The sequence below is a fragment of the Megasphaera stantonii genome (assembly GCF_003367905.1).
Classification (GTDB): Bacteria; Bacillota; Negativicutes; order Veillonellales; family Megasphaeraceae; genus Megasphaera; species Megasphaera stantonii.
The window spans coordinates 170,398-192,815 of record NZ_CP029462.1 but is presented as its reverse complement, the minus strand read 5'-3'; the positions used below and the strand labels follow the sequence as shown (position 1 = coordinate 192,815).

The window sequence follows — 22,418 nt, the reverse complement described above, 5'->3', positions numbered from 1 at the left end:
GTATACGGCAAGACATGGTGACGAGTACATGTTGCAGGGAGGGATGTAGTATGGCAATGTTAGGTGCAATCATGGTTCCCCATCCGCCCCTCATTATTCCAGAGGTCGGGCGAGGACAGGAACGGGGCATTCAGGCGACGATACAGGCATATCATGAAGCGGCCAAGAGGCTGGCATCGTGGAAGCCCGATACGGTCGTCGTCCTGTCGCCTCATTCGGTCATGTATGCCGATTATTTTCATATTTCGCCGGGCCGCGGGGCTCAAGGGAATTTCGGGGCCTTCCGGGCACCGCAGGTAGAAATCAAGGTGCAGTATGATACAGAATTTGTCGATATGCTGTCCCATAAAGCAGCAGGCTGCGGCGTTTCGGCCGGTACCCTTGGCGAACGGGACAGCAGTCTGGATCACGGGACGATGATTCCCCTTTGGTTCCTGAATCAGTATTACGAAGGGTACCAAACGGTGCGCATCGGTCTGTCGGGCCTGCCTTTTTCCCAGCACTATAAGCTGGGCCAGTGCATTCAAAAAACGGCGGAGCTATTAGAGCGGCGCATTGCGGTCATCGCCAGCGGCGATTTATCCCATAAGCTCAAAGACGACGGCCCGTACGGTTTTCAGGCAGAAGGGCCCGTATACGACGAAAAAGTCATGGACATCATGGGGGCAGGCGACTTTGGCCGTCTTTTCGATTTGTCTGAGGATTTTTGCGCCAAAGCAGCGGAATGCGGCCAGCGTTCCTTTGTCATCATGGCCGGCGCCTTAGATTGTCTGGCTGTCAAAGCCGAAAGCCTGTCTTATGAAGGGCCTTTCGGCGTGGGATATGGCGTCTGCGTATATGAAGCGGAAGGGGCTGCGCCGCAGCGCGATTTCCTGCGCCAGTATGAAGAACGAGTCTGCGCGCAGGCTGCCCGGCGGAAAGAGGCGGAAGATGCGTACGTGCGCTTGGCTCGGCAGACCATAGAAACGTACATCCGGACGGGCAAAAAAATCAGCGTGCCTGACGGACTTCCCGACGAAATGTATGCCAACCGGGCCGGCGTATTTGTTTCCCTGAAGGAAGAAGGTGCTCTGCGGGGCTGTATCGGCACGATTGGGCCGGTACGAAACAGCATCGCTGAGGAAATCATCGAAAATGCCGTCAGCGCGTCGACGAAGGACCCGCGGTTTCATGCTGTAAGGGAAGATGAATTAGAGCGGCTGGAATACAGCGTCGACGTGCTTAGCCCAGCTGAAATCATCGCATCAGAAGAAGAACTGGACGTACGGCGGTACGGCGTCATCGTGACCAGAGGCAGCCGGAGAGGATTGCTCCTGCCCAATCTGGAGGGCGTTAATACCGTACAGGAACAGGTAGCTATTGCCAAGCACAAAGCCGGCATCGCCGCCGACGAGGACGTACAGCTGGAACGGTTTGAGGTGGTGAGACACTATTGATGACGAACACTACGCTGTCCCAAAGAACGCAGGTAGAAGGCCTGCTTCGCTGTCCCGTCTGTCCCCATCACTGCACGTTGGCCGAAGGCCAGTACGGCCGCTGCCGGGCCCGGAAGAGAGAACAAAACCGTATTGTCAGCGTCAATTACGGCAAGATTACGTCTCTTATGCTGGATCCCATCGAGAAGAAGCCCTTGCGCCGGTTTTATCCCGGCAGCATGATCCTTTCCGTCGGCACCTTCGGCTGCAATTTATCCTGCCCGTTTTGCCAAAACCACGAAATCTCCATGGCCGGCCAGGCCGACGTTCCCTGGCGGGAGATTACGCCGGTACAGCTGGCGGCCTTGGCCGAGGCGTACCGAAGCCACGGAAATATGGGTATCGCCTTTACGTACAACGAGCCTCTCGTAGGCTATGAATTTGTCCGCAACACGGCGCGGCTGGTTCATGAGCGGGGCATGAAGAACGTCATGGTGACTAATGGTTTTGCCGAACTGCTCATACTGGAAGAGCTGCTGCCCTATATAGACGCTATGAACATCGACTTGAAGGGATTTACCGACGAGTATTACCAGAAGCTGGGCGGAAATCTGGAAACGGTCAAGGCGTTTATCGCCAGAGCGGCCCGGGACTACCACGTTGAGCTGACGACGCTGATCGTTCCCGGTGAAAACGACGGCGAAGACGAAATGGAAGCCGAAGCGAAGTGGATTGCGTCGCTGGACGCGGCTATTCCCCTTCACGTTACCCGCTTTTTCCCGCAGTACCGCATGACCGACCGGGGGCCGACGAAGGTAGAAACCGTATATCGCCTGAGGGATATTGCCGGAACGTATTTGTCCCATGTGTATACGGGAAATTGCTGAAATGCGCCCATAGGAAACAGAGGCCTGCTGCGATCAGGCCTCTTTGCACGTATCAGATTAAAATGTATTGCGCCAGCAGTTGTTGCAGCGCATAGATGTTCAGGCTCTTGTTGAACCGCTTGCACAACGGCTCCGTGCCCATGCCGGAAATCCAGATTTTCAGCTCGGCGTCTAAATCGAAGTGGCCGGCTGTCTCGATACTAAAGTGAGTAATACTCTTATAGGGAATCGAGAGGTATTCCGTCTTTTTTCCGGTCAATCCCTGCACGTCGACAAGAATGAGCCGCTTATCCGTAAAGATGAACAAATCGCGAATCAGCCGGTAGGCGTGCTCAATGCGCTCGCCCGGCGCCAAAAACTTGGCATAGTCCTCGCGGATTTCATCAATGTTTATTTCCGACGCATTGCCCAGCATTTCACTAAAAAATCCCATGATACATCCTCCTTTGACATGATATGACAAAACGAAACAGTATATGCTTATGGTACGGCATGGTAAATAGGCCTGTCAATGGGTAAGAGGAGACTAAATGCATATCGGTTATACGATAAAAGACTGACCTGCGCAGAGCAAGCCAGTCTTTTTTGCGGGCAATTTACCGAATGAAATTGGTCATGACCTTAGCTTCTGTTTCAGGAGCTGTAATGCCGGCGGTTTTGCCGGCTTCGATGCATTTGAGGAGCCAAGCCATGTTGCGGCCTAAGACGCGCATGATCTGCATGCCTTCGGCATCCTGCTTCACTTCGTCAGGCGTGTTGCCGTGGACGACGTTCCAGTAGTTGGACGAAACGATAGGCATCTGATGATAGGCGAAGTACTTATTCAGTACGTCCAGCGTAGCTGTCGTGCCAGCCCGGCGAGCCGATGCGACAGCGGCAGCCGGTTTGTGGATCAGAGCAGAACCAGCCGCGCCGGCCAGCTTATCCATAAAGGAAATAATTTCTCCCGACGGAGAAGCCCAATACACGGGCGAACCGACGACTAATCCGTCGGCTTCCTTAACTTTTTCAGCAACGGCTTTGACGACATCGTCTGTCGGTACGGCATGAATAATTTCTGCGTCGACGCCGTTTTCCTTCAGGACATCGGCGACGACGGATAAGGCTGTATACGTGCAGCCCGCTTCACGGCGGCTGCCGTTTAATAACACAACTTTCATGAAATATACCTCCTCTATACGAATACTTAATTTGCACTATAGCACGGAAAGAACAAAATGTCAAATTCGTTTGGCCGAGAGGACAGTGTCAAGTTGTTGTGGGTATATATTTGACAGAAACATCTTGGCATGTAAATCCGGCCTTTTAGTATCTAATGTATTCGGAGTGTTTCTTCGTCAGGCAATCTAAGGCATAGCGCCACACGTCGCCGCCGTTTTCTGCCAGCGTCCGCAATCGGGCAATCCGTTCCGCCCCGTCTTTGCTCCAGCCCATTCCACGTGAGCTCAGCCGGGCCGACAGGATATGACTGACATGCCCTTCCGTACTGCTGGCGAATGTCTCCCGGTTCTGCAGCCAGTCCCGAATCCCTTCCCAATGGTTCAGGATATATTGCTGACCTCTTCGAATCGCTTTTCTCCGATACGGACGGTGCCGTATCTTCTGTTCAGCTTCCCGGCAGAATTGCTCCCGGTCATTGGCCAGCAAGGCGTCATACAGAGGTTGGATCGTTTCCGTCCCCGCTATCTGCCGCAAGTATTTGACAACATGAAATCCGTCCGTGACGCAGCGGCTCTTTTCCAGGTACGACGTCGCGCTCTGTATCCACGCCGCCCCGTCTCCCAGAATCGTAATCTCTGGACTGTCGTATACGGTTTGGATATATTCCTTGATTTCCTTCCAAGGCATCCCATATCCCGTAAACACCCGTTTGGCTGTCAGTGTTCTCCGTTTTTTTCCCTCCGCTACTTTCCCTTCATATACATAGGCCAGCCGCAGCTGCCGGCTGTTTCCCTGCTGCATAGCCACATGGTCTTCGTCGGCTTCGATGAACAGTTCGGATACCTTCGGCCTCCGTTCCGGCAGGGGAGCCGCCGTATTGGGGATCGTCCCCAACCGGCATAAGACGTTCCGCACGCTCTGTTTGCTTACCGGGACCGGAGTGGCTACTTGGGCTGCTTTCGCATAACTCATATCCTTGGCATGTTCTGCCATTCGGGCCTGACAGGAAGCCTCGATCCGGCTGTACGCCGGTAGCTGGCACCATTCGTCCAGCAGATAGGTGTAGCGGCCCGTGTCTTTCTGTCGGTAATACCGGCGGTGAAAGGTGATTTCTCCAAACGTGGTTACCAAGGTACGCGAACGGGCTGTTTCTTTGATCTGATAGGTACGTTGCGGCTTCACCGTTTCATAGATGGCTTCATCGGCCTGTTCTAACATTGCCGACAACACCTCCCGCCCTAGGTTCTGCACAAACTCTTGTACAGCCAGCGTCACGTCGGTCAGGGACGCCTGGCCCGTTACTAACGATTCCATATTTGTGTTGAAAAAGTCTGTACTGAGAGAAAGAATCTGTTGTATAATGTTCATGAGAAGGACTCCTTTGCGTGAGATTGTGGTGATTTCATTATACCAAAGAAGTTCCTTCTCTTTTTATATGTTCTTCACTTTTGTGCAGTAAAGTTTTCCCACAATTATTTTACACTAACTGGCCGAGACGCGGGGAAATGGGGGAGGATAAAATGCTGTCGGATTTAGCGAGATGTGGGACAATGTCGATCATAATGAGATGAACGGTAGAAAGGATTCATCTGGTATAATAAAGATAGCCATACGGATAGAGGAAAACATCATAAGGCCGCTTGTGCGAACCAGAAGTATGCGGCATTTTCCCTTTGGTTCCGCACTGACATATATGGAACGATGCTGTTTGGTGATGCAAAAAAGTGGTATAAATTACTAAATACAGTTATTGATGCCTATATTTGCTGAGGTTGTTTTTGTAGTATACTAAATGTAGCAGTCACTTCTCGTGCGAGGGTGTGGATTGAAATCGAAGCCCGTCATCAGACTATCTAAACTCATTTACGTCACTTCTCGTGCGAGGGTGTGGATTGAAATACAAGTTTAATCTGTGCAATGCGGTCGCCGTCGTGTCACTTCTCGTGTGAGGGTGTGGATTGAAATGATTTCGTCTTTCAGAAAGCGGATACCACGTTCCGTCACTTCTCGTGCGAGGGTGCGGATTGAAATTTCCTGCGGGCTGTCAAACGGATTGGCCGTTACAGTCACTTCTCGTGCGAGAGTGCGGATTGAAATGTCGCGCTGTGCATGACGACTGCTGTCAGGTTTCGTCACTTCTCGTACGGGAGTGCGGATTGAAATGTTTAAACACTGACAATACTAGGTTTATTCAATATGAATTCTGCAAGCATTTTGACCAGTCAAGAAGCCCCGCAACATGTTTCGTAATTGAGAGGCTTCTTGACGAATAACAGTACTAATAAATAAAATAGCAACACCTTGCCTTAAAGAATATCTCTGCAAAGGATGAGATGCCCTATGAAACAGAACCTAACGTCTTCCGATTTAAAAACGATTCTTCATTCCAAGCGAGCCAATGTCTTCTATCTGGAGAAATGCCGTGTCATGCAGAAGAACGGCCGTATTGTCTATTTGACAGAGACGGAAAAGGAAAATTTGTACTGGAACATCCCGATTGCCAATACGACGGTAATTTTATTGGGAACAGGTACGTCTATTACGCAGGCGGCTATGCGGTTATTGGCCAGTGCCGGCGTTCTGGTTGGGTTCTGTGGAGGAGGCAGTACGCCTTTGTTTGCCGGTTCGGAAATAGAATGGCTGAATCCGCAGAGCGAATACAGGCCGACTGTATATGTGCAGGGATGGCTGTCCTTTTGGTTTGACGAGGCGAAGCGCTTGGAGGCGGCTAAGGCCTTTCAACAGGAACGGTGCCAGTTTTTACGTACTGTTTGGGGTAAGGACAGGGAACTGCAGGATGAACTGTTTGATTGTGACGATTTGGAAATAAAACAAGCGTTAAAGACTTATGAAAAAGAGATTCCCAAGGCGGGAAACGTGACGGAACTGCTTACGAAAGAAGCTGCATTTACGAAAAAGCTTTACAAGTATGCGGCCAAACAATCGGACTGGGGAGAATTTACAAGACGGCAGCAAGGCGATGACAAAGCAAATGTCTTTTTGAACCATGGCAATTATCTGGCCTATGGGCTGGCGGCCTGTACCTTATGGGTATTGGGGATTCCTCATGGGTTTGCTGTCATGCATGGAAAAACGCGGCGCGGCGCGCTGGTTTTTGATGTGGCCGATTTGATAAAGGATGCCATCGTCCTGCCTTGGGCCTTTATTTGTGCGGAAAGGAATACGACAGATCAGGAATTCAGGCAGGTCTGCTTGCAGAAATTTACAGAACACAAAGCGCTGGATTTTATGTTTTCTCAGGTCAAGGAGTGCAGCACAATGTTTGCCCGCAGTGGGGGTGATGTCGTATGATGGTAATTTTTGTCAGTAAAAGCGAAGGAAAATCCATTCCTGTTGTCAGAAGGATTTTAGACAGCTTTGCCCTGCGAATCGGCACGGATACCTGGAAAACGGTCATTACGGAAGAGGGGCTTGCGACGGTTAGGACACTGTTGCGGCGCAGCGCGACAAAGAGTACGGCTGTTTCGTGTCATTGGATTCGTTCTCGCAGCCGAAGCGAGCTGGTATGGATCGTAGGAAAGCGCAGCAAGTTTAATGAAGAAGGAATTGTGCCAGTGCATTATACGTCAAAAAATATCGTGCACAGTGAATGGGAAAACGATTGGCAGTATTTGTCCCTGATTAAAGCGATTGCCGCCTTGGCAGCGCTGCTTCATGACTGGGGTAAGGCGTCGGATTTGTTTCAGCATAAGTTAAAAACAGCTGGAAAGGGAAAACTGGAAGCCGATCCGTTTCGCCATGAATGGGTATCCTGCAAATTGCTGGAAGCCTTAGTGCGGTATACGGACGCATATGATGACGATAAGAAATGGTTGACTGCCTTGGCAGAAGGAACAATTAATACGAAAGCATTGGCTGAGCTGGCAGGCAAGAATATGGAGACGTTAGGCTCTATGCCGCCTATTGCTAGTATGCTGGCGTGGATTATCCTATCTCATCACCGGCTGCCATATATAGATGATGAGAATGACAGAACTGGGTACCAAAGCGACGGCGTGTATTCCTTCCAGCAAATGATAGAGCGCATACGTGCTTCCTGGGGATACAGCAGACAGCAAAGTGATGAAGAAGAAGGGAAAAGAGAAAAACAGTGCTTTTCCTTTCAGCAAGGATTGTTGTGGGATGACGGGCTCCTTTGGCAAAAAGCTTTGAAAAAATGGGCTGCCAGGATGCTTCGCGAAGAAAGTGTTTTGTGTACGCTGATTCGGGAGGGAGATCTGGCCTTTCGCAGCATAGTCACCTATGCCCGATTGTGCCTGATGCTCTCTGACCATTACATTTCTTCACTGCCTTGTGAAGATACAGGAAAAGCAACGTATAAAAAGAAGCATTCGTGGAGCTCTGTTGAGTTATGGGCCAATACGGATCGCAATAAAGGATTAAAACAATCCTTGGAGGAGCACGTCGTTTCCGTTATGGAACAGGCCTTGCAGATAGCTCATCAATTGCCGAACTTTGCTGCCCGGATGGAAAAGGCAGAAGATATTGCCTTTCTGAAGAAGCAAAGTCCCAGGTCTTTCCGCTGGCAAGATGGAGCTGTTGAAAAAATCAAGCAATTCCGGCAGAGAGAACGAGGGAAGATGGCCTATTTCATCGTAAATATGGCGAGTACGGGATGCGGGAAAACGATTGCCAATGCTAAGCTCATGAATGCTGTATCAGAAGATGGAAAATCTCTTCGCTACGTCTTGGCTCTTGGATTGCGGACTCTTACGCTGCAGACGGGAGACGAGTATAGGACCCGAATCGGGCTGGATAAAAGCGAATTAGCCGTTATGATTGGCTCCAGCGTCATCCAGTCGCTCCATGAACAAGATAAAATGGCTGAAGAGGATATGTCATCTGTAGGAGAAACAGAAGCCCTGCTGCAGGAGGAATTGGACTATGAAGATACATGCAATGCAGAACAGACGGCGTTTTTAGACATATTTTTCCAGCATAACCCGCAAAAGTATAAGGCCTTTTTGTATAAGCCCGTCTTGACTGCGACGATAGATTATATGATGGCTGCGACAGAGACCATACGCGGCGGAAAATATATGCTTCCGTTGCTGCGCCTCATGTCGTCCGACTTGGTCATCGATGAAATTGATGATTTTGATAAAAAAGATTTAATTGCCATTTCACGATTAGTTCATTTAGCCGGAATGATGGGACGGAGCGTAGCCATATCTTCGGCGACGATACCGCCTGATTTGGCTCAGGGTATGTTCCGGGCGTATATGCGCGGCTTAGCCTGCTATAATCAGTTTTTTACCGAAGCAAAGAAGTGCGGCGTCGTCTTGTGCGATGAGTTTAAGACCGTAGCAGGCCGGATTGCTATGGGTGACTTTCAGGCTTATGAAGCAATGCATGGCGCTTTTGTCGATAAACGGGTACAGCATTTGGAAAAGCAAGTCATCAAACGAAAAGGCATAATCGTTGACATCCCAGAGGCTCCGGAAGGGGGAAGCCGGATTACCCGATTTTTTGAGGCGGCCAAGAAGGCGGCAGTTGCCCTGCATGATGATAATTACATTATTGATAAAAGGACGAAAAAACGCGTATCCTTTGGCCTTATCCGCCTGGCTAATATCAATCCCTGCGTGGCGTGCAGCTCGTATTTGCTGAGCAGCGAATGCATGCTGCCGAAAGGATATGCTATTCGGATTATGACCTACCATAGTCGGCAACTTCTGATTATGCGCCATGAGCAGGAAAAATATTTAGACGCCGTCTTGAAACGAAAGTACGACAGCTCCGTTCCGATAGATATACGAGACCCGGTGATTCGCCGCCATTTAGATAGCGTTGAGGAAGATAACGTCTTGTTTATCGTCGTCGCAACGCCTGTAGAAGAAATTGGCCGGGACCATGATTTTGACTGGGCTGTCGTCGAGCCGTCGTCATATCGTTCTTTTATTCAGCTGGCTGGGCGCGTGCTGCGCCATCGCATGGTGTATGCGGATATTATAAAGCCGAATATTGCTGTAATGCAGTACAATATAAAAGCTCTTCAGGGTAAGCCGCAGGCCTTTACAAAGCCGGGATACGAAGTCAAGCCGTATCATCTCCGCAGTCACGACCTGCATGATATTATAGATGAAGGAGCCTTTCATAAAAAAATCGACGCCGTACTGCGTATACGAAAGCCTGTCATGAATGGCACCGATAAAAAAGACGTTTCCCTATTAATCGACTTGGAACATATGACAATGGAAGATTTTAACAGTGCTGAGCCAGGGCCGCAGGGACTGTCCGGCTGGATTGACGAGTATTGGTGGCTTACGGCGCTGCCGCAGACATTCAACCGGTTTCGTGAGGGCCAGGCTGATAGGAAGCTTATAGGCGTATATAGAGACGGGAAGATTCACTTTTCTATGTATGAAGACGGCGAATGTATTGACTGCGGAGATACGCTGCATATTAAACAAGATACTATAGAATATGGGGCCGAAAGAATATGGCTGCCGCGTACATATGAAGACGCGCTTTGTCGCCGCATTCCAGAAGACGACGACCTTCCGGAAGAAGAGCTGCTGGAGACGCTATCTAACAAATACGGAGAAATTACTTTACCCGTTGATAGCGGCGATGAAACATGGTTTTATGACGATCAATTCGGCATATTCAAAAAGATGAGATGAAAACAGAGTTATAGGCATGAAACTATTTCAGACCGGCAAAGACGTATAAAAGATTACCTTTATCGGTGGCAGCGCTAGCAATCTCGGCATTGTTAGGCTTTTATGTCCATGGTATAATGAGAATATCTGCTGGATAAGCAGTTTAGAAAATTTTTTTTTAATTTATGAGTATCTGCCGCAAAGGCAGTTTGACGAGCTATTTGTTCTATGGATGTGAGCAGCTGTAAATGGTGTTTCCGGAACTATGTACTTTCTGTCACTGTCCGGAGCACTTGTGCGGAACGTGCCGCTGTTGTTTGCATGAACTTTTTTCTCTGCCAGCTAATTCAGGCTGGCTTTTTTCTTTTTTGGATATGGAATTGCATTTTATCTGGTTCAATTGGATGTTGGCGTTTTTTCGTTAGAGAGTTGTACGGGAGAGATAATAGCATGCTGGATTGACCAATATAAGGCGTGTCACAGCAACTCTTTAGGAATGGGTATATGTTCAGATAGTTGTCATTTTCCCCTAATTATAGTATAACATTTATAAAATAAAATAAAATGGATATTATACAATGGAAACGGAGTGATGATTATGGGAATTCTTAAGACGTACATAGAAGAACAGGCAGAAAACAAGAAGCTGTCAGTGACGGAATGGATGCAAAAACGGATAGATGAGATTCCCTTCTGCAAGATAGCTACGCATGTCGGAAAGTTTTCCCATCCAGATGCTAAAGTAACCCTATACGATACGTCTGATTCTCCTTGCAAAGGATATGTTGCTACGTCGAATTCGGCTCATGATGTAGATGTTTCTGTCAACGCCGCGTATATGGGGACAGCTAAATTATTGTTTGATAAACTTTTGGACGATGGTCATAATGTATTTTTTCATGTAGTAACAGGAAGCTCTTTGGTAGAAGAAGAATTTAAAGCTTTGCACCTAGACGAGGCATTGTATCATATCTTTAAAGAACGGATCCTGCAATGCAGTCAGCCGAGCTTCCCCGATACGACCGACGGACTGCTTAAGCAAGTATATTTTCCTATTGGGGGCAATGCCTATCACTTGCTGACGGTCATGCCGTCTTCCAGCGTATTGCTGAAACTGAAAGGAAAGGTTAAACAATTAGACGAACACCGGAAGCAGTGCCGTGAGGCTGGTGCTGATTATGATGAACTTTGGGATTTGACGGCTATTTCCTTCGGTGGGACAAAACCCCAGAATATCAGCTATTTAAACAGCGCCAACGGAGGAACGGCGTACTTGCTGCCCTCGCTGCCGCCTGTACTGTCTGGCCGGCAAGTGCGGAAACCTAAAAGGAATTTTTTTAGGGAATCCCTTTCATTTAGAAATTATAAGTACATATTTAAGGAACTTCATGTACTGTTTAAAGAGGACAGGAATAATAAGCAAATCCGCGACGCCGTAAGAGCGTATATAGATCAGCTTATTTCCCAGGCTATGATGACGGCCTATGCCCTTCGCCGCGAGGGTGAGGGATGGAGCGACGACGGAGCCTATGCGTCCTTGCCGCAGCATCAGAAAATTTGGCTAGATCCTCATTATGCGCTGCAGCGGAAAGAAGAAGAATGGCGTGAGGAGCTGAGTGCTGATTTTGGACGCTGGGTAATACGTACTTATGAATATATATTGAAGAAAGAAAGCTGCACCTTAGGGGATGGAGAAATGCACTTTTTTAAGCATAAGTTCAGAGATGAGCTGGATAAGGCGGTGAGATGCGAATGATGAAGACGTATATCGTATTGCCTGATGTGCAGATTCACAATGCCAATGCGATGAGCAGCACCTATACCATTGGCTTTCCGGCAATGACAGCATGGCTGGGAGCTGTGCATGCTCTGCAGCGGAACCTATCGGTATGGGACCCCATTTTTTCAGATATTACATTTTCTAAAACGGCTGTTGTCTGCCATTCCTGTAATTTACAGGTTCAAAAAGGGTACAGAAACGCGATTATCGGGACGGCCAATCCGCTGAAAAAGAAAGGCGGAGCCTACGAACGGCCGCCGTTTATTGCCGAAGCACGAGTTCATGTGACTGTAACCTTGGTAATCGAAACGAGCCGGGTTCTTCCGGAATATAAGGAGCGATGTGAACATGCGATCACAATGCTGCTGCCAACTATGAAAATCGCTTCTGGAGATATTCTCAAAGCCGGTAAGGCAGAGATCGTATATATTGACGAGGAAAAAGACTATGGGTATAAGCCGCTTATTGCCAAGATGATGCCTGGATATGTGCTGATTGAACGGCGGGATATACTGGAGCAGGAAGCCGCTGGTTCCGAAGATGGGTTGGATACATTGCTGAAGTTTTTGAGGATTCATTGCCATGCCGATTCGTCATCCGAATCGGATCGTACGGATTGGACGTACGAAAGAGCAATACCCGGCTGGATTATTCCCATTTCTGTAGGATTTAAGGCGATATCGCCGCTGATGCAGGTATCTCATCAGAGAGATATGACAAAACCGCATCGCTTTGCCGAAAATATCGTTACGCTGGGCGAGTTTAAGATGCCGTATCAATTTGATGATATTGACGACATGATGTGGCACTATGAATACGATGAAGAACAGGGACTATATATTTGCAGAAATCAGAAGTTGCAGTAAAAGGAGGAGTTTGTTATGGCAAAAAGAGATTCTGTTATCGCGTCTGTATTGGCCTTTGAAAAGCGGATGGTTCCTTCGGACGGATATATGTATGAAACGCAGTGGGATGTGAGGAAGGCGGAAAAAACTCCGATTCGCTTAGCAGAAAAATCGGTGCGGGGCACTATTTCCAATCGGCTGAAGAACGCCGTTAAAAATGACCCGGCAAAACTGAATGCAGAAGTAGAAAAAGCAAATTTGCAAACTGTAGACAGCGCTTCTTTATCTATGGAATGCGATACGTTAAAGCTTTGTTTTACACTGAAATTTTTGCCGGTGCAGCAGCCGTCAGCCTGTAATAATGAAGAACACTATCAGAAAATCAACGGCATGATCCAAGCTTATAAAGACCGTTACGGCTTTACCGAATTAGCGAAACGATATGCTTTCAATATTGCTAACGGACGGTTTTTGTGGAGAAATCGCGTCGGCGCAGAGCAAATAGAAATTATCGTGACGGCAAAAGAGCTGGAATCACAATGGGTATTTAATGCGTACGACTACAGCTTACGCGATTTTGACGATGAAGATGCCAATATCTTAGCTCTGGCAAACTGCATTGCCGACGCCTTGTGCGGCACTAAACCGTATCTTTTTCTTGATGTCGAAGCCAATGTGCTGCTGGGCCGTGGACAAGAAGTATATCCGAGCGAAGAATTAGTCCTCGACAAGAAGAGTGAAAAAAGCAAGATTTTATACGCCGTAAACGATACAGCGGCTATGCATTCTCAAAAGTTAGGCAATGCCTTGAGGACTATTGATACGTGGTATCCGGAATACGACGACGTCCTGCGTCCCATTGCGATAGAACCGTACGGCGCCGTTACGAATTTGGGGAAAGCCTATCGGACAGGCACGAGCAAGAAGGATTTTTATACCTTATTTGATAAATACTCTGTAGGAGAAGCGCTGGAATGTGAGGAAGACGAACACTATGTCATGGCCGTATTAGTGCGCGGCGGCGTCTTCGGACAAAGCGGAAAGGAATGATATCATGCAGTACTATCAGGAGATCACGCTGCTTCCTGATGAAGGCTCTTCTGTAAATTTTCTCTGGGGGAAAGTATTTACAGCAGTTCATATTGCTTTGGCAGATCTAAAAAATACGCAGGGAATTACGAATATTGCCGTATCTTTTCCAGAGTATGGAGAAACTTCATTAGGGACTAAGCTGCGGATTTTGGCAGAAGATGAACACCTATTGGAAATGTTGAATATAAAGGGTGTATTGCGGCGTTTTGCTGATTATGCTGATATTGGAAAGATAAAGAAAATACCATATAAAAAGATAAAAGGCTATGCTGTGTACAGCCGATATCAGCCAGACAGCTCCGTCCATCAAAAAGCAAGACGGTACAGCCAGCGCCATCCTGATACTTCCTATGAACAGGCTCTCCAGATTATGAAATCAAAGAATCGGGCGACGCAGCTGCCGTATATTCAGATGTGTAGCATGACGAACCACAATCCATTCCGATTGTTCATTAAACGGACGAAAGCTGAACCAGGAGAGAAAAATCATTTTGGCAGTTATGGATTGAGTCCTCATTCCGCAGTACCCGAATTTTAACCAAAATAAAATGAGTAAAGGAAAATCCTTGGAAATATGCGGATTTTTGCTATCTGGAAAAATTTAGGGTAAAATAAGGAAAACATACTGCCATGCCAGTATGTATGCCGTATGGCAGTATGTTTTCTTACAGTTATCTGCCGCATAGGCAGTTTAGAAATTCAGATTCAGCATGTTCATAATACGTGCGAAGTTATCTGCCGCATAGGCAGTTTAGAAATTGACTAATCGAGGTGACAAGGGGCCATTTGCGTTATCTGCCGCATAGGCAGTTTAGAAAAAATTCTTTTTAAATTTCCGCTGACTATTTTTTGTTATCTGCCGCATAGGCAGTTTAGAAATATACAACGTCCGCAAGGGACGTCAACCGGCAGTTATCTGCCGCATAGGCAGTTTAGAAATTGGTGAGTTTGACGAGGACAAGGGTGTAATTGTTATCTGCCGCATAGGCAGTTTAGAAATCTCGCTGTCAACCGATTCAAAGCTGTTTGACGTTATCTGCCGCATAGGCAGTTTAGAAATGATGGAAAAGGGAGAGGGAAACATGCCATGTGTTATCTGCCGCATAGGCAGTTTAGAAATGGGAAAAAATGGCCGAAGCCGTCGGGGAACAGTTATCTGCCGCATAGGCAGTTTAGAAAAAGGTGTAAATTGGATTTACGAAGGCGGATTTGTTATCTGCCGCATAGGCAGTTTAGAAAAAGGTGTAAATTGGATTTACGAAGGCGGATTTGTTATCTGCCGCATAGGCAGTTTAGAAAGTATTTCCGGGGACGATGGCATTTGCTAATGCGTTATCTGCCGCATAGGCAGTTTAGAAAGTAACGCCGGTTAAGCTCGTCGTCATTGTGATGTTATCTGCCGCATAGGCAGTTTAGAAAGTCGTAGACAATGTGCGGAGCGGCTTGACATCGTTATCTGCCGCATAGGCAGTTTAGAAAGGTGAAGGCGGCGTAACGATTGGCGGCTTTTGGTTATCTGCCGCATAGGCAGTTTAGAAAAATGACCGTCTACCTTTTTATCGCCATCAGTAGTTATCTGCCGCATAGGCAGTTTAGAAAGAACGACGAAAAAACTAGATGTCATCGATATGGTTATCTGCCGCATAGGCAGTTTAGAAAGAACGACGAAAAAACTAGATGTCATCGATATGGTTATCTGCCGCATAGGCAGTTTAGAAAAACAAGACTTCAAGGGATTGATCCCATCCTAAGTTATCTGCCGCATAGGCAGTTTAGAAAACATCTTTGTATTCGTCCGAAGTTTCCCAAATGTTATCTGCCGCATAGGCAGTTTAGAAAAGTACACCGGTAACATAATCAATCACCATAGCGTTATCTGCCGCATAGGCAGTTTAGAAAATTGTCGCCGTCACGGCCCGCCGCAGCTTTTCGTTATCTGCCGCATAGGCAGTTTAGAAATCAGTCGCAGCACGCTTCAACACTTCAACAACGTTATCTGCCGCATAGGCAGTTTAGAAATTGCGCAGTTAACCGATTCAAAGCTGTTTGACGTTATCTGCCGCATAGGCAGTTTAGAAAATTAGGAAATTACCGCCGTCGTAGCCCAAATGGTTATCTGCCACATAGGCAGTTTAGAAATTCAACGGCAGCAGCAAAAAAATCCAAATCACGTTATCTGCCGCATAGGCAGTTTAGAAAGCCGACAAGTCTTGTGCGGATACGGCCATGTTGTTATCTGCCGCATAGGCAGTTTAGAAAAGCAAAACGAAGAACTCGGCCGAATGATTGCCGTTATCTGCCGCATAGGCAGTTTAGAAAATTGAAGTTGTGTAAAAAGTGGGCGAAACGAATCATTCGGCTGCGTACATTGGAAGAAAATGGCGGTAGTATCGGATTATGTGCATGATGCCGATCAAAACTGCCGAAGGACGGGAAGCAAAAGGATACTGCGACGTCCTCATCAAATAAATATCATCCACCACTTGATACTGTCGGGAATGTATAGGGGAATGACTCTTTTCATTTTCTATGACTCTTTTCATTTTCTATGACAAAATGAAGCCGTTCGTACAACCATCCGCATATTGACAGGCTCTAGGGGGCATGCTATAGTTAATTAAAATCTATTTATATGCAGGTCAGGTGTCGCAGACTTAATAGAGAAGTCCGGTGAAACTCCGGCGCGGTCCCGCCGCTGTAACGAGGAGCGATGCTGCAATATGTCACTGTACCCCATTGGGTATGGGAAGGCGCAGCGGAGCGATGAATCTGAGCCAGAAGAACTGCCTGACTGATAATCACCGATAGACCTGCGAGCGATGGGAATGGAGATTCAATGTTGCGCGAATAGCCGTGAGGGATATCCTTGCGGCTTTTTTGATTTAGGAAACGGTGACGGCATTGCCGGGGAGGGAGATATGGAATCCATAGCAGAAGGCCTGCAGTTGTTTCAAAGGGGCGGCATCGTCATGTACGCCCTGCTGGCCTGTTCGTTGTTTGTCGTGTACGTAGGTGTCGAGCGGTGGCTTTTTTATCAGCGCATGGACGCCGGGAAGGCTTTTGCCCAGCAATTTTACACGTACATGAAATTGAAAAAATATGACGAAGCCTGCGAAGCGGCCCGTCGGGGGCAGGGCGGTCTGGCTTTGATTTTGTCCGACGCCTTCGCTTGCGACGACGAGCGGCGCGGCGCTTTTGTCGAAGTGCAGTCGGGCGTATTGCTGGCCAAGCTGCGTAGCCGCTTGTATTATTTGAGCGTCATCGTCACCATGGCTCCCTTGCTGGGGCTTCTCGGGACGATCAGCGGCATGATTACGTCGTTCAGCATTTTCAACGTCGAATCGGGGCAGGCTATCGCTATTACGGGCGGCGTCGGCGAGGCTCTCGTGGCGACGGCCTTCGGGTTGTGCGTAGCCATTTTGGCTCTGGCCGTTCATGCCTATTTTACACAGCGCTTGGACCGCATCATCACGGATATGGAACTGTGTTTTTCTGCTCTTGAGCTGATGCCGCGCAAGGAACGGGAGCGAGTATCATGAGACTGCGGGACAGACGGCAATTTACGAAGCCGGAGGTCATGATTATCCCCATGATCGACATCATGTTTTTCCTCCTGGTTTTCTTTATGATCAGCACGCTGTACATGGTCGACTTGAAGACCGTCGGCGTCGATTTGCCCCAGGCCGTCCATGCCGAGGCTCAGACGAAGGTCAACTACGTCGTGACGATGAAAAAAGACGGGACGCTATGGCTGGAAGATAAGAAAATCAGCCGCGGTGATTTAGTGCGGCAGGCTGCCGAAGCGCAGCGCCGCAGCGGGCAGTTTTCCGTCGTCATCCGAGCCGATCAAGGATTGGATTACGGACAAGTCATGGCCCTGCTCGATGAGCTGAAGGGTGCAGGCGTTACCCATTTCGGCCTGGCTGCGGAAAGCGGCGGTGCGAAGTGAGGCGCGAGGACAAGGATAAGCGGCTGGCTCTGTTTGTCTCGCTGGCTGTCCATGGGACGCTGTTTGTCGTACTGGCGGCGGCTGGCGTGTTTACCTTTATCCAGACCCGTTCCCAGGTCGAGCCAATCGACGTGACGGTATATAATGAAGATTCGATGAACAACCTGCCGAAATTGGGCGGCGGAGACGGCGCCCCGACGTATGAAGCGCCGGCCAGCCCGATGCCGGCTATCGACGAGTCCTATACCGAAGAGGTGCAGGAACAGCGGGAGGTACAGAAAATCATGGCCGAGACGGGCGTCGACGCCGCCCAGGCTAAGGAAATCGCGGCGGCTCATAAAACGCAATCCGCGGCTGGGCAAAGCCCTTCGTCGGACAGACAGGGCCGCGGTGCAGGGCAGGGAGCGTCCGGTTCGGGGAGCGAGTCTGGCTCCGGCGGAAGCGCTGCCGGTGTTCCCGGCGGCGACGGACTGCGGCCGGCGACGAAAGCCCGCCTCGTATCGGTACCCGACGTGAATTCCTATTATCCGGAAGAACTGCGGCGGAAAAATATCGGCGGAACCGTGACGGTTCACATCGTCGTCAGTGCGGACGGCTCCGTTGCCAGCGCGTCGGTTTCTGCTTCGTCGGGATATGCGGCCATGGACGAGGCGGCCGTGCAGATCGCCTACGGCTGCGTGTACGAACCGGCGCAGAACAGCTACGGTCAGGCTGTAGCTTCGGAAAGAGAGCTGAATATTCCCTTTCAAATACGTTAATGGTACTATATAGTATATAAGGAGCACATATATGACATCACATAAAACGCTGCTTTCGCTGATCTGCTTGTCGCTGGCAGGAAGCATACCTGTCGGCGCGGCGGCAACGGACGCAGATACAGATACAATCGTCGTAACGGCCGATCGCTATCAGCCGGTGCTGACGGCCCAGGCGTTGCAGGAAAAACAGTCGAACACGGCGGTTATCACGGCGGAAGATTTGGAACGAAATCAATATATCGACGTGCAGACAGCGCTGGAACAGGTAAACGGCGTCACCGTGACGGAACAGGTGCCGGGAACGTCGGCCTATATCCGCCTGAACGGCGACGACCGGGTTCTCGTCCTCGTCGACGGCCAGCCGATTACCAATCCCCAGAGCGCCGCCTATGGCCGCGGCACCGTCGATTTGCAGACCTTGCCCGGCGTCGACCATATCGAACGGATTGAAGTGACCAAGGGCAGCGGGTCCGTCCGCTACGGCAGCGGCGCTGTCGGCGGCGTCGTCAACATCATTACGAAACGAGGCGGCCAAAACCGGACGACGCTGGACGTCAATACGGGCTCGTGGGGAACGCATAATTACTCCTTGACGACGAGCGGCTCCAGCGGCAATACGTCATGGTACGTCACGGGCAGCCTGGGCCATCGGAAGTATTACCAGTTCAACGACGACGGATACGATACGGATGAAAGCCGCGGCGATTACAATAAGGATTCCCTGACGGCCCGCATCGACCAGAAACTGAACGACAGCAGCTCCTTGACTTTTTGGGCTGCCCATACGAATTTTCAGGGCCATGGCTCGACCTTCGACGACTCCGATGAACAGCCGGGTTTGCAGACGATTACGGCCAACAAGCGGATTGAGCGGCTGAACAACAATTACAGCCTTACGTATACCTTTGGTGAAGACGGCGATACACCGGGCTTTATCCGCTATTTCAATAACTATTCCAAAAATCTTTGGACCTACCATTTCCATTCCCGCTACCAGGGTGTGCAGGCTGAAAACAGCTGGAAGCTGGGTGATCACAACGTGCTGACGGCCGGCGTAGAATGGACGAAGGATGAGGGAACTAATGTGTCCTCAGGATATATTGATAAAGAGCGGACAAACCGGGCCGTCTATTTGGAAAATGTTATGACTTTCGGTAAATTGAATATTACGCCGGGAATTCGTTTGGATGACAACAGTGAATTCGGTTTTCATAAGACGCCGCGTATTGCTATGAATTATCAGCCAAATGAAAAATGGAATGTATATGCTAACTGGAGCCGCGTTTTTTCCGCACCGAAACTCAATGACCTGTACTACAGTAATGACAAAAGGGGATCATACGGCAATCCGTTCTTGGAACCGGAGGAAGGATATACGCAAAACCTAGGTTTTAGTTATCAATACGATATGAAAACGTCGTTTAATGTCAACTTTTTCTGCAGCAGTCTTAGCAATGCTATCCGGTGGTATAGAAGCGATTCTACTAAGGAAGTGAAAAATCTTAATAAAGAAGAAAAACGCGGCATAGAAATTTCCATGAATAAGACTATCAACGACAAGTGGGATTATGAATTAGGATATTCTTATATTCATACGAAAATTGATGAAGGCGATGGCAAGGGAATGCATGGCGACGAATCGTTCAACCGTCCTAATGGCTATCACGCCGGCTTGCATTTCCACAACAAGGCTTGGAAGGTCAATATGACCATGAACGCCGGCACAGGCCGCGACGATGATTACTACATGCACGGCTCCTACGTGACGTGGGACCTCGGCGTAAGCTATGACGTTACGAAAGATTTTACCGTATACGCTCAGGTAAATAACCTGACCAACGAAGGGTACGACATGTACCACGATTACCCGTCGGCAGGGCGGTTCTGGCTGGCCGGGGCGAAATACAGCTTTTAACAGATGACAGGAGGGGATAGGATGCGTACGAAACGGTGGTTCCTTTGGGCCGGTCTATGTTTGTGTTTGTTTGCTCTGTTTGCCGCCGGCTGCGCGCCGCAGAACGCCGCGACGGCCCAAGAAAGAGATCAGGCCGACGGAGCCTATGCCGTTATTACGGACGATATGGGCCGGAACGTACGGCTGGCAGAGAAGCCACAGCGCGTCGTCGTCCTGTCTACGTCCTTATTGAATATGGCCGACGCCCTCGACGGCGAGCTGGCCGGCCGGGCGACGGTCAAGGCCGAAGACGCCGAGCTGCCTGAGCGATATGCAGCGGTGCCGGACGTAGGGCCCGTGTATAACGTGAGCGTCGAGAAAATCATCGAGCTCCAGCCCGATCTAGTCGTAGCCAGCGAGGTGCAGCACCAAAAACTGGTGTCCTTGCTGGAGCAGAACGGCATTCCCGTCATCGCCCTGCGCAGCAAGACCTATGACGACGTAAAGCGGAATTTAGCCGTCTTCGGGACGATTTACGGCAAGAAAGAGGCGGCCGAGGCTCGGGCGGCGGAAATGGATGAGGCCATAGAGGCCATCGTCGCCAAAGCGCCGCAGGATCATAAAAAGGTCGCTATCATCCACGCGACGCCCAGCTCGGTGACGGTACAGCTCGAAACCAGCATTGCCGGCTGCGCGGCCAAAATGCTTCATCTGGACAACGTCGCCGACGATGCCCAAACCAGCGGAACGATGGAAAAGGTTCCCTACAGCATGGAAGCGCTGGCGGAAAAGGATCCCGACATTATCTTCTTCACCTCTATGGGGCCGGCGGAAAAAATAGAAGAGCGGATTCGTCAGGATGTCATGTCGAATCCGGCCTGGGCGACGCTGCGGGCCGTAAAGGAAGGAAAGGTATACGTTTTGCCTGAGCGGTACTTCCTCCTGAATCCCGGTCTCGACTATCCCGACGCCGTAGCCTACATGGCCAGGCTCGCCTATCCGGAGGTCTTCTCATGATCAGGCCGCGCAACCGTCTGGCCTGGCGCTGGTTCATGCTGGTTGTTTTTGCGGCGGCGGCCCTTATTGGTATCGTCGCTTCTGTCGCCCAGGGGGCGGCGGTGATTCCGCCTAGTCAGGTGCTTTCTATTTTATGGAACCCGACGGCCCAGACGGCGGATCAAATCGTGTGGAACCTGCGCCTGCCCAGGGCGCTGACGGGGGCCATGGTCGGGTCGAATCTGGCCGTAGCCGGAGCTATCTTGCAGGCGGTTATGCGCAATCCCTTGGCAGACCCCCATATTATCGGCATTTCTGCCGGTGCAGGCATTACGGGTATCGTCGTCCTCGTCCTGTTTCCGGCCATGACCTATCTCATGACGCCCGTGGCGTTTCTCGGGGCGATGGCGGCGGCCGGAGCGATTTATGCCCTGGCCTGGAAAAACGGCATCAAGCCGGTGCGGATTATTTTGGCCGGCGTAGCTGTTTCGGCCTTTTTGAGCGCCGGCATTTCAGGGATTCTCGTATTTTACAGCGACAGGGTGCACGGCGCGCTGTTGTGGATGGTCGGCGGCTTTTCGGCGGCCAGCTGGAATGAAGCGGCCGTCGTCGCGCCGTATTGGTGCGCTGGCTTGCTGCTGGCTTTGATTGGCGCTTATTACCTCAACGTCCTGCAGCTCGGCGACGACATGGCCCGGGCGCTGGGACTGAATATCGAGCTGGCCCGGGTGCTGCTCACGGCAGTGGCCGCCTTATTGGCCGCCAGCTCGGTCAGCGTAGCCGGCCTGCTGGGCTTTGTCGGCCTCGTCGTGCCGCACATGGTGCGCCTTCTCGTCGGCACGAATTACAGCTATATCATTCCCGGCTCGGCCTTGCTGGGCATGGCCGTCGTGACGCTGAGCGATACGCTGGCCCGGGTGATCTTCGCGCCGGTCGAACTGCCGGCAGGCCTGATCATGGCCTTCATCGGCGCGCCGTTCTTTTTATTTCTCCTGCGGAAGGAAGTGTGACAGCC

17 protein-coding genes, 2 CRISPR repeat arrays and 1 riboswitch are annotated in these 22,418 nt (G+C 49.9%); of the genes, 14 read left to right on the top strand and 3 right to left on the bottom strand.

Translation table 11 applies throughout. The features are described 5' to 3' along the window. Nucleotides 1-50: 50 nt before the first annotated feature. Both amrA and amrS read left to right on the top strand, forming a co-directional pair. Complete coding sequence (gene amrA / locus DKB62_RS00870) at nucleotides 51-1,436, top strand: AmmeMemoRadiSam system protein A (RefSeq protein WP_107196128.1); 1,386 nt, start codon at nucleotides 51-53, stop codon at nucleotides 1,434-1,436. Continuing rightward, entirely contained in the window at nucleotides 1,436-2,302 is an 867-nt protein-coding gene (gene amrS / locus DKB62_RS00865; protein ID WP_107196129.1) for an AmmeMemoRadiSam system radical SAM enzyme, read from the top strand. Before amrA ends, amrS begins: the two co-directional genes overlap by 1 nt. Nucleotides 2,303-2,354: 52 nt before the next feature. Here the strand turns inward: amrS and DKB62_RS00860 are convergent, their stop codons facing one another. The 3 genes from DKB62_RS00860 to DKB62_RS00850 all read right to left on the bottom strand — a co-directional run bounded on the left by DKB62_RS00860 (nucleotide 2,355) and on the right by DKB62_RS00850 (nucleotide 4,777). Then, complete coding sequence (locus DKB62_RS00860) at nucleotides 2,355-2,735, bottom strand: PH domain-containing protein (protein ID WP_107196130.1); 381 nt, start codon at nucleotides 2,733-2,735, stop codon at nucleotides 2,355-2,357. Nucleotides 2,736-2,898: 163 nt separating this feature from the next. Then, nucleotides 2,899-3,462: a flavodoxin family protein gene (locus DKB62_RS00855; protein WP_095628916.1), complete on the bottom strand. Its 564-nt coding sequence runs from the start codon at nucleotides 3,460-3,462 to the stop codon at nucleotides 2,899-2,901. 145 nt (nucleotides 3,463-3,607) lie between these two features. Then, complete coding sequence (locus DKB62_RS00850) at nucleotides 3,608-4,777, bottom strand: ISLre2 family transposase (RefSeq protein ID WP_240320121.1); 1,170 nt, start codon at nucleotides 4,775-4,777, stop codon at nucleotides 3,608-3,610. A 486-nt stretch (nucleotides 4,778-5,263) separates the two neighbouring features. Continuing rightward, nucleotides 5,264-5,626: direct repeats of the CRISPR family, unit length 32 nt; unit sequence GTCACTTCTCGTGCGAGGGTGTGGATTGAAAT. Between the two features lie 177 nt (nucleotides 5,627-5,803). Here DKB62_RS00850 and cas1f point away from each other — a divergent pair. From cas1f to DKB62_RS00790, 12 genes are all read left to right on the top strand, one after another. Next, complete coding sequence (cas1f, locus tag DKB62_RS00845) at nucleotides 5,804-6,775, top strand: type I-F CRISPR-associated endonuclease Cas1f (protein ID WP_107196814.1); 972 nt, start codon at nucleotides 5,804-5,806, stop codon at nucleotides 6,773-6,775. Then, complete coding sequence (gene cas3f, locus DKB62_RS00840) at nucleotides 6,772-10,110, top strand: type I-F CRISPR-associated helicase Cas3f (protein WP_107196815.1); 3,339 nt, start codon at nucleotides 6,772-6,774, stop codon at nucleotides 10,108-10,110. The genes cas1f and cas3f overlap by 4 nt, the downstream gene beginning before the upstream one ends. Before the next feature lie 571 nt (nucleotides 10,111-10,681). After that, entirely contained in the window at nucleotides 10,682-11,845 is a 1,164-nt protein-coding gene (locus DKB62_RS00835; RefSeq protein ID WP_107196816.1) for a type I-F CRISPR-associated protein Csy1, read from the top strand. After that, nucleotides 11,842-12,735: a type I-F CRISPR-associated protein Csy2 gene (csy2, locus tag DKB62_RS00830; RefSeq protein WP_232818856.1), complete on the top strand. Its 894-nt coding sequence runs from the start codon at nucleotides 11,842-11,844 to the stop codon at nucleotides 12,733-12,735. Before DKB62_RS00835 ends, csy2 begins: the two co-directional genes overlap by 4 nt. A gap of 15 nt (nucleotides 12,736-12,750) precedes the next feature. Beyond that, the gene (gene csy3, locus DKB62_RS00825; RefSeq protein ID WP_107196817.1) at nucleotides 12,751-13,764 is read left to right on the top strand and encodes a type I-F CRISPR-associated protein Csy3; all 1,014 of its coding nucleotides are present in this window, start codon (nucleotides 12,751-12,753) and stop codon (nucleotides 13,762-13,764) included. A gap of 4 nt (nucleotides 13,765-13,768) precedes the next feature. Beyond that, nucleotides 13,769-14,344: a type I-F CRISPR-associated endoribonuclease Cas6/Csy4 gene (cas6f, locus tag DKB62_RS00820; RefSeq protein WP_107196818.1), complete on the top strand. Its 576-nt coding sequence runs from the start codon at nucleotides 13,769-13,771 to the stop codon at nucleotides 14,342-14,344. Between the two features lie 132 nt (nucleotides 14,345-14,476). Further along, a CRISPR array of direct repeats spans nucleotides 14,477-16,125; the repeat unit is 28 nt; unit sequence GTTATCTGCCGCATAGGCAGTTTAGAAA. A gap of 305 nt (nucleotides 16,126-16,430) precedes the next feature. Continuing rightward, a riboswitch (cobalamin riboswitch) is annotated at nucleotides 16,431-16,611 on the top strand. A 113-nt stretch (nucleotides 16,612-16,724) separates the two neighbouring features. Next, a complete protein-coding gene (locus tag DKB62_RS00815) occupies nucleotides 16,725-17,345 on the top strand; it encodes a MotA/TolQ/ExbB proton channel family protein (RefSeq protein WP_107196819.1) in 621 nt (206 codons plus the stop codon). Further along, nucleotides 17,342-17,755 carry an ExbD/TolR family protein gene (locus DKB62_RS00810; protein ID WP_095628908.1) on the top strand — a complete coding sequence of 138 codons (414 nt, stop codon included), beginning with the start codon at nucleotides 17,342-17,344 and terminating at the stop codon, nucleotides 17,753-17,755. The genes DKB62_RS00815 and DKB62_RS00810 overlap by 4 nt, the downstream gene beginning before the upstream one ends. Continuing rightward, nucleotides 17,752-18,513 carry a TonB family protein gene (locus tag DKB62_RS00805; protein WP_107196820.1) on the top strand — a complete coding sequence of 254 codons (762 nt, stop codon included), beginning with the start codon at nucleotides 17,752-17,754 and terminating at the stop codon, nucleotides 18,511-18,513. The genes DKB62_RS00810 and DKB62_RS00805 overlap by 4 nt, the downstream gene beginning before the upstream one ends. 31 nt (nucleotides 18,514-18,544) lie before the next feature. Further along, on the top strand, nucleotides 18,545-20,428 hold the full coding sequence (locus tag DKB62_RS00800; RefSeq protein ID WP_107196821.1) for a TonB-dependent receptor plug domain-containing protein: 1,884 nt from the start codon (nucleotides 18,545-18,547) through the stop codon (nucleotides 20,426-20,428). A 21-nt stretch (nucleotides 20,429-20,449) separates the two neighbouring features. Further along, nucleotides 20,450-21,424 carry an ABC transporter substrate-binding protein gene (locus tag DKB62_RS00795; RefSeq protein ID WP_107196822.1) on the top strand — a complete coding sequence of 325 codons (975 nt, stop codon included), beginning with the start codon at nucleotides 20,450-20,452 and terminating at the stop codon, nucleotides 21,422-21,424. Continuing rightward, nucleotides 21,421-22,413, top strand: coding sequence for a FecCD family ABC transporter permease (locus DKB62_RS00790; RefSeq protein WP_107196823.1), 993 nt, complete (start codon nucleotides 21,421-21,423; stop codon nucleotides 22,411-22,413). The genes DKB62_RS00795 and DKB62_RS00790 overlap by 4 nt, the downstream gene beginning before the upstream one ends. The last annotated feature ends 5 nt before the right edge of the window (nucleotides 22,414-22,418 follow it).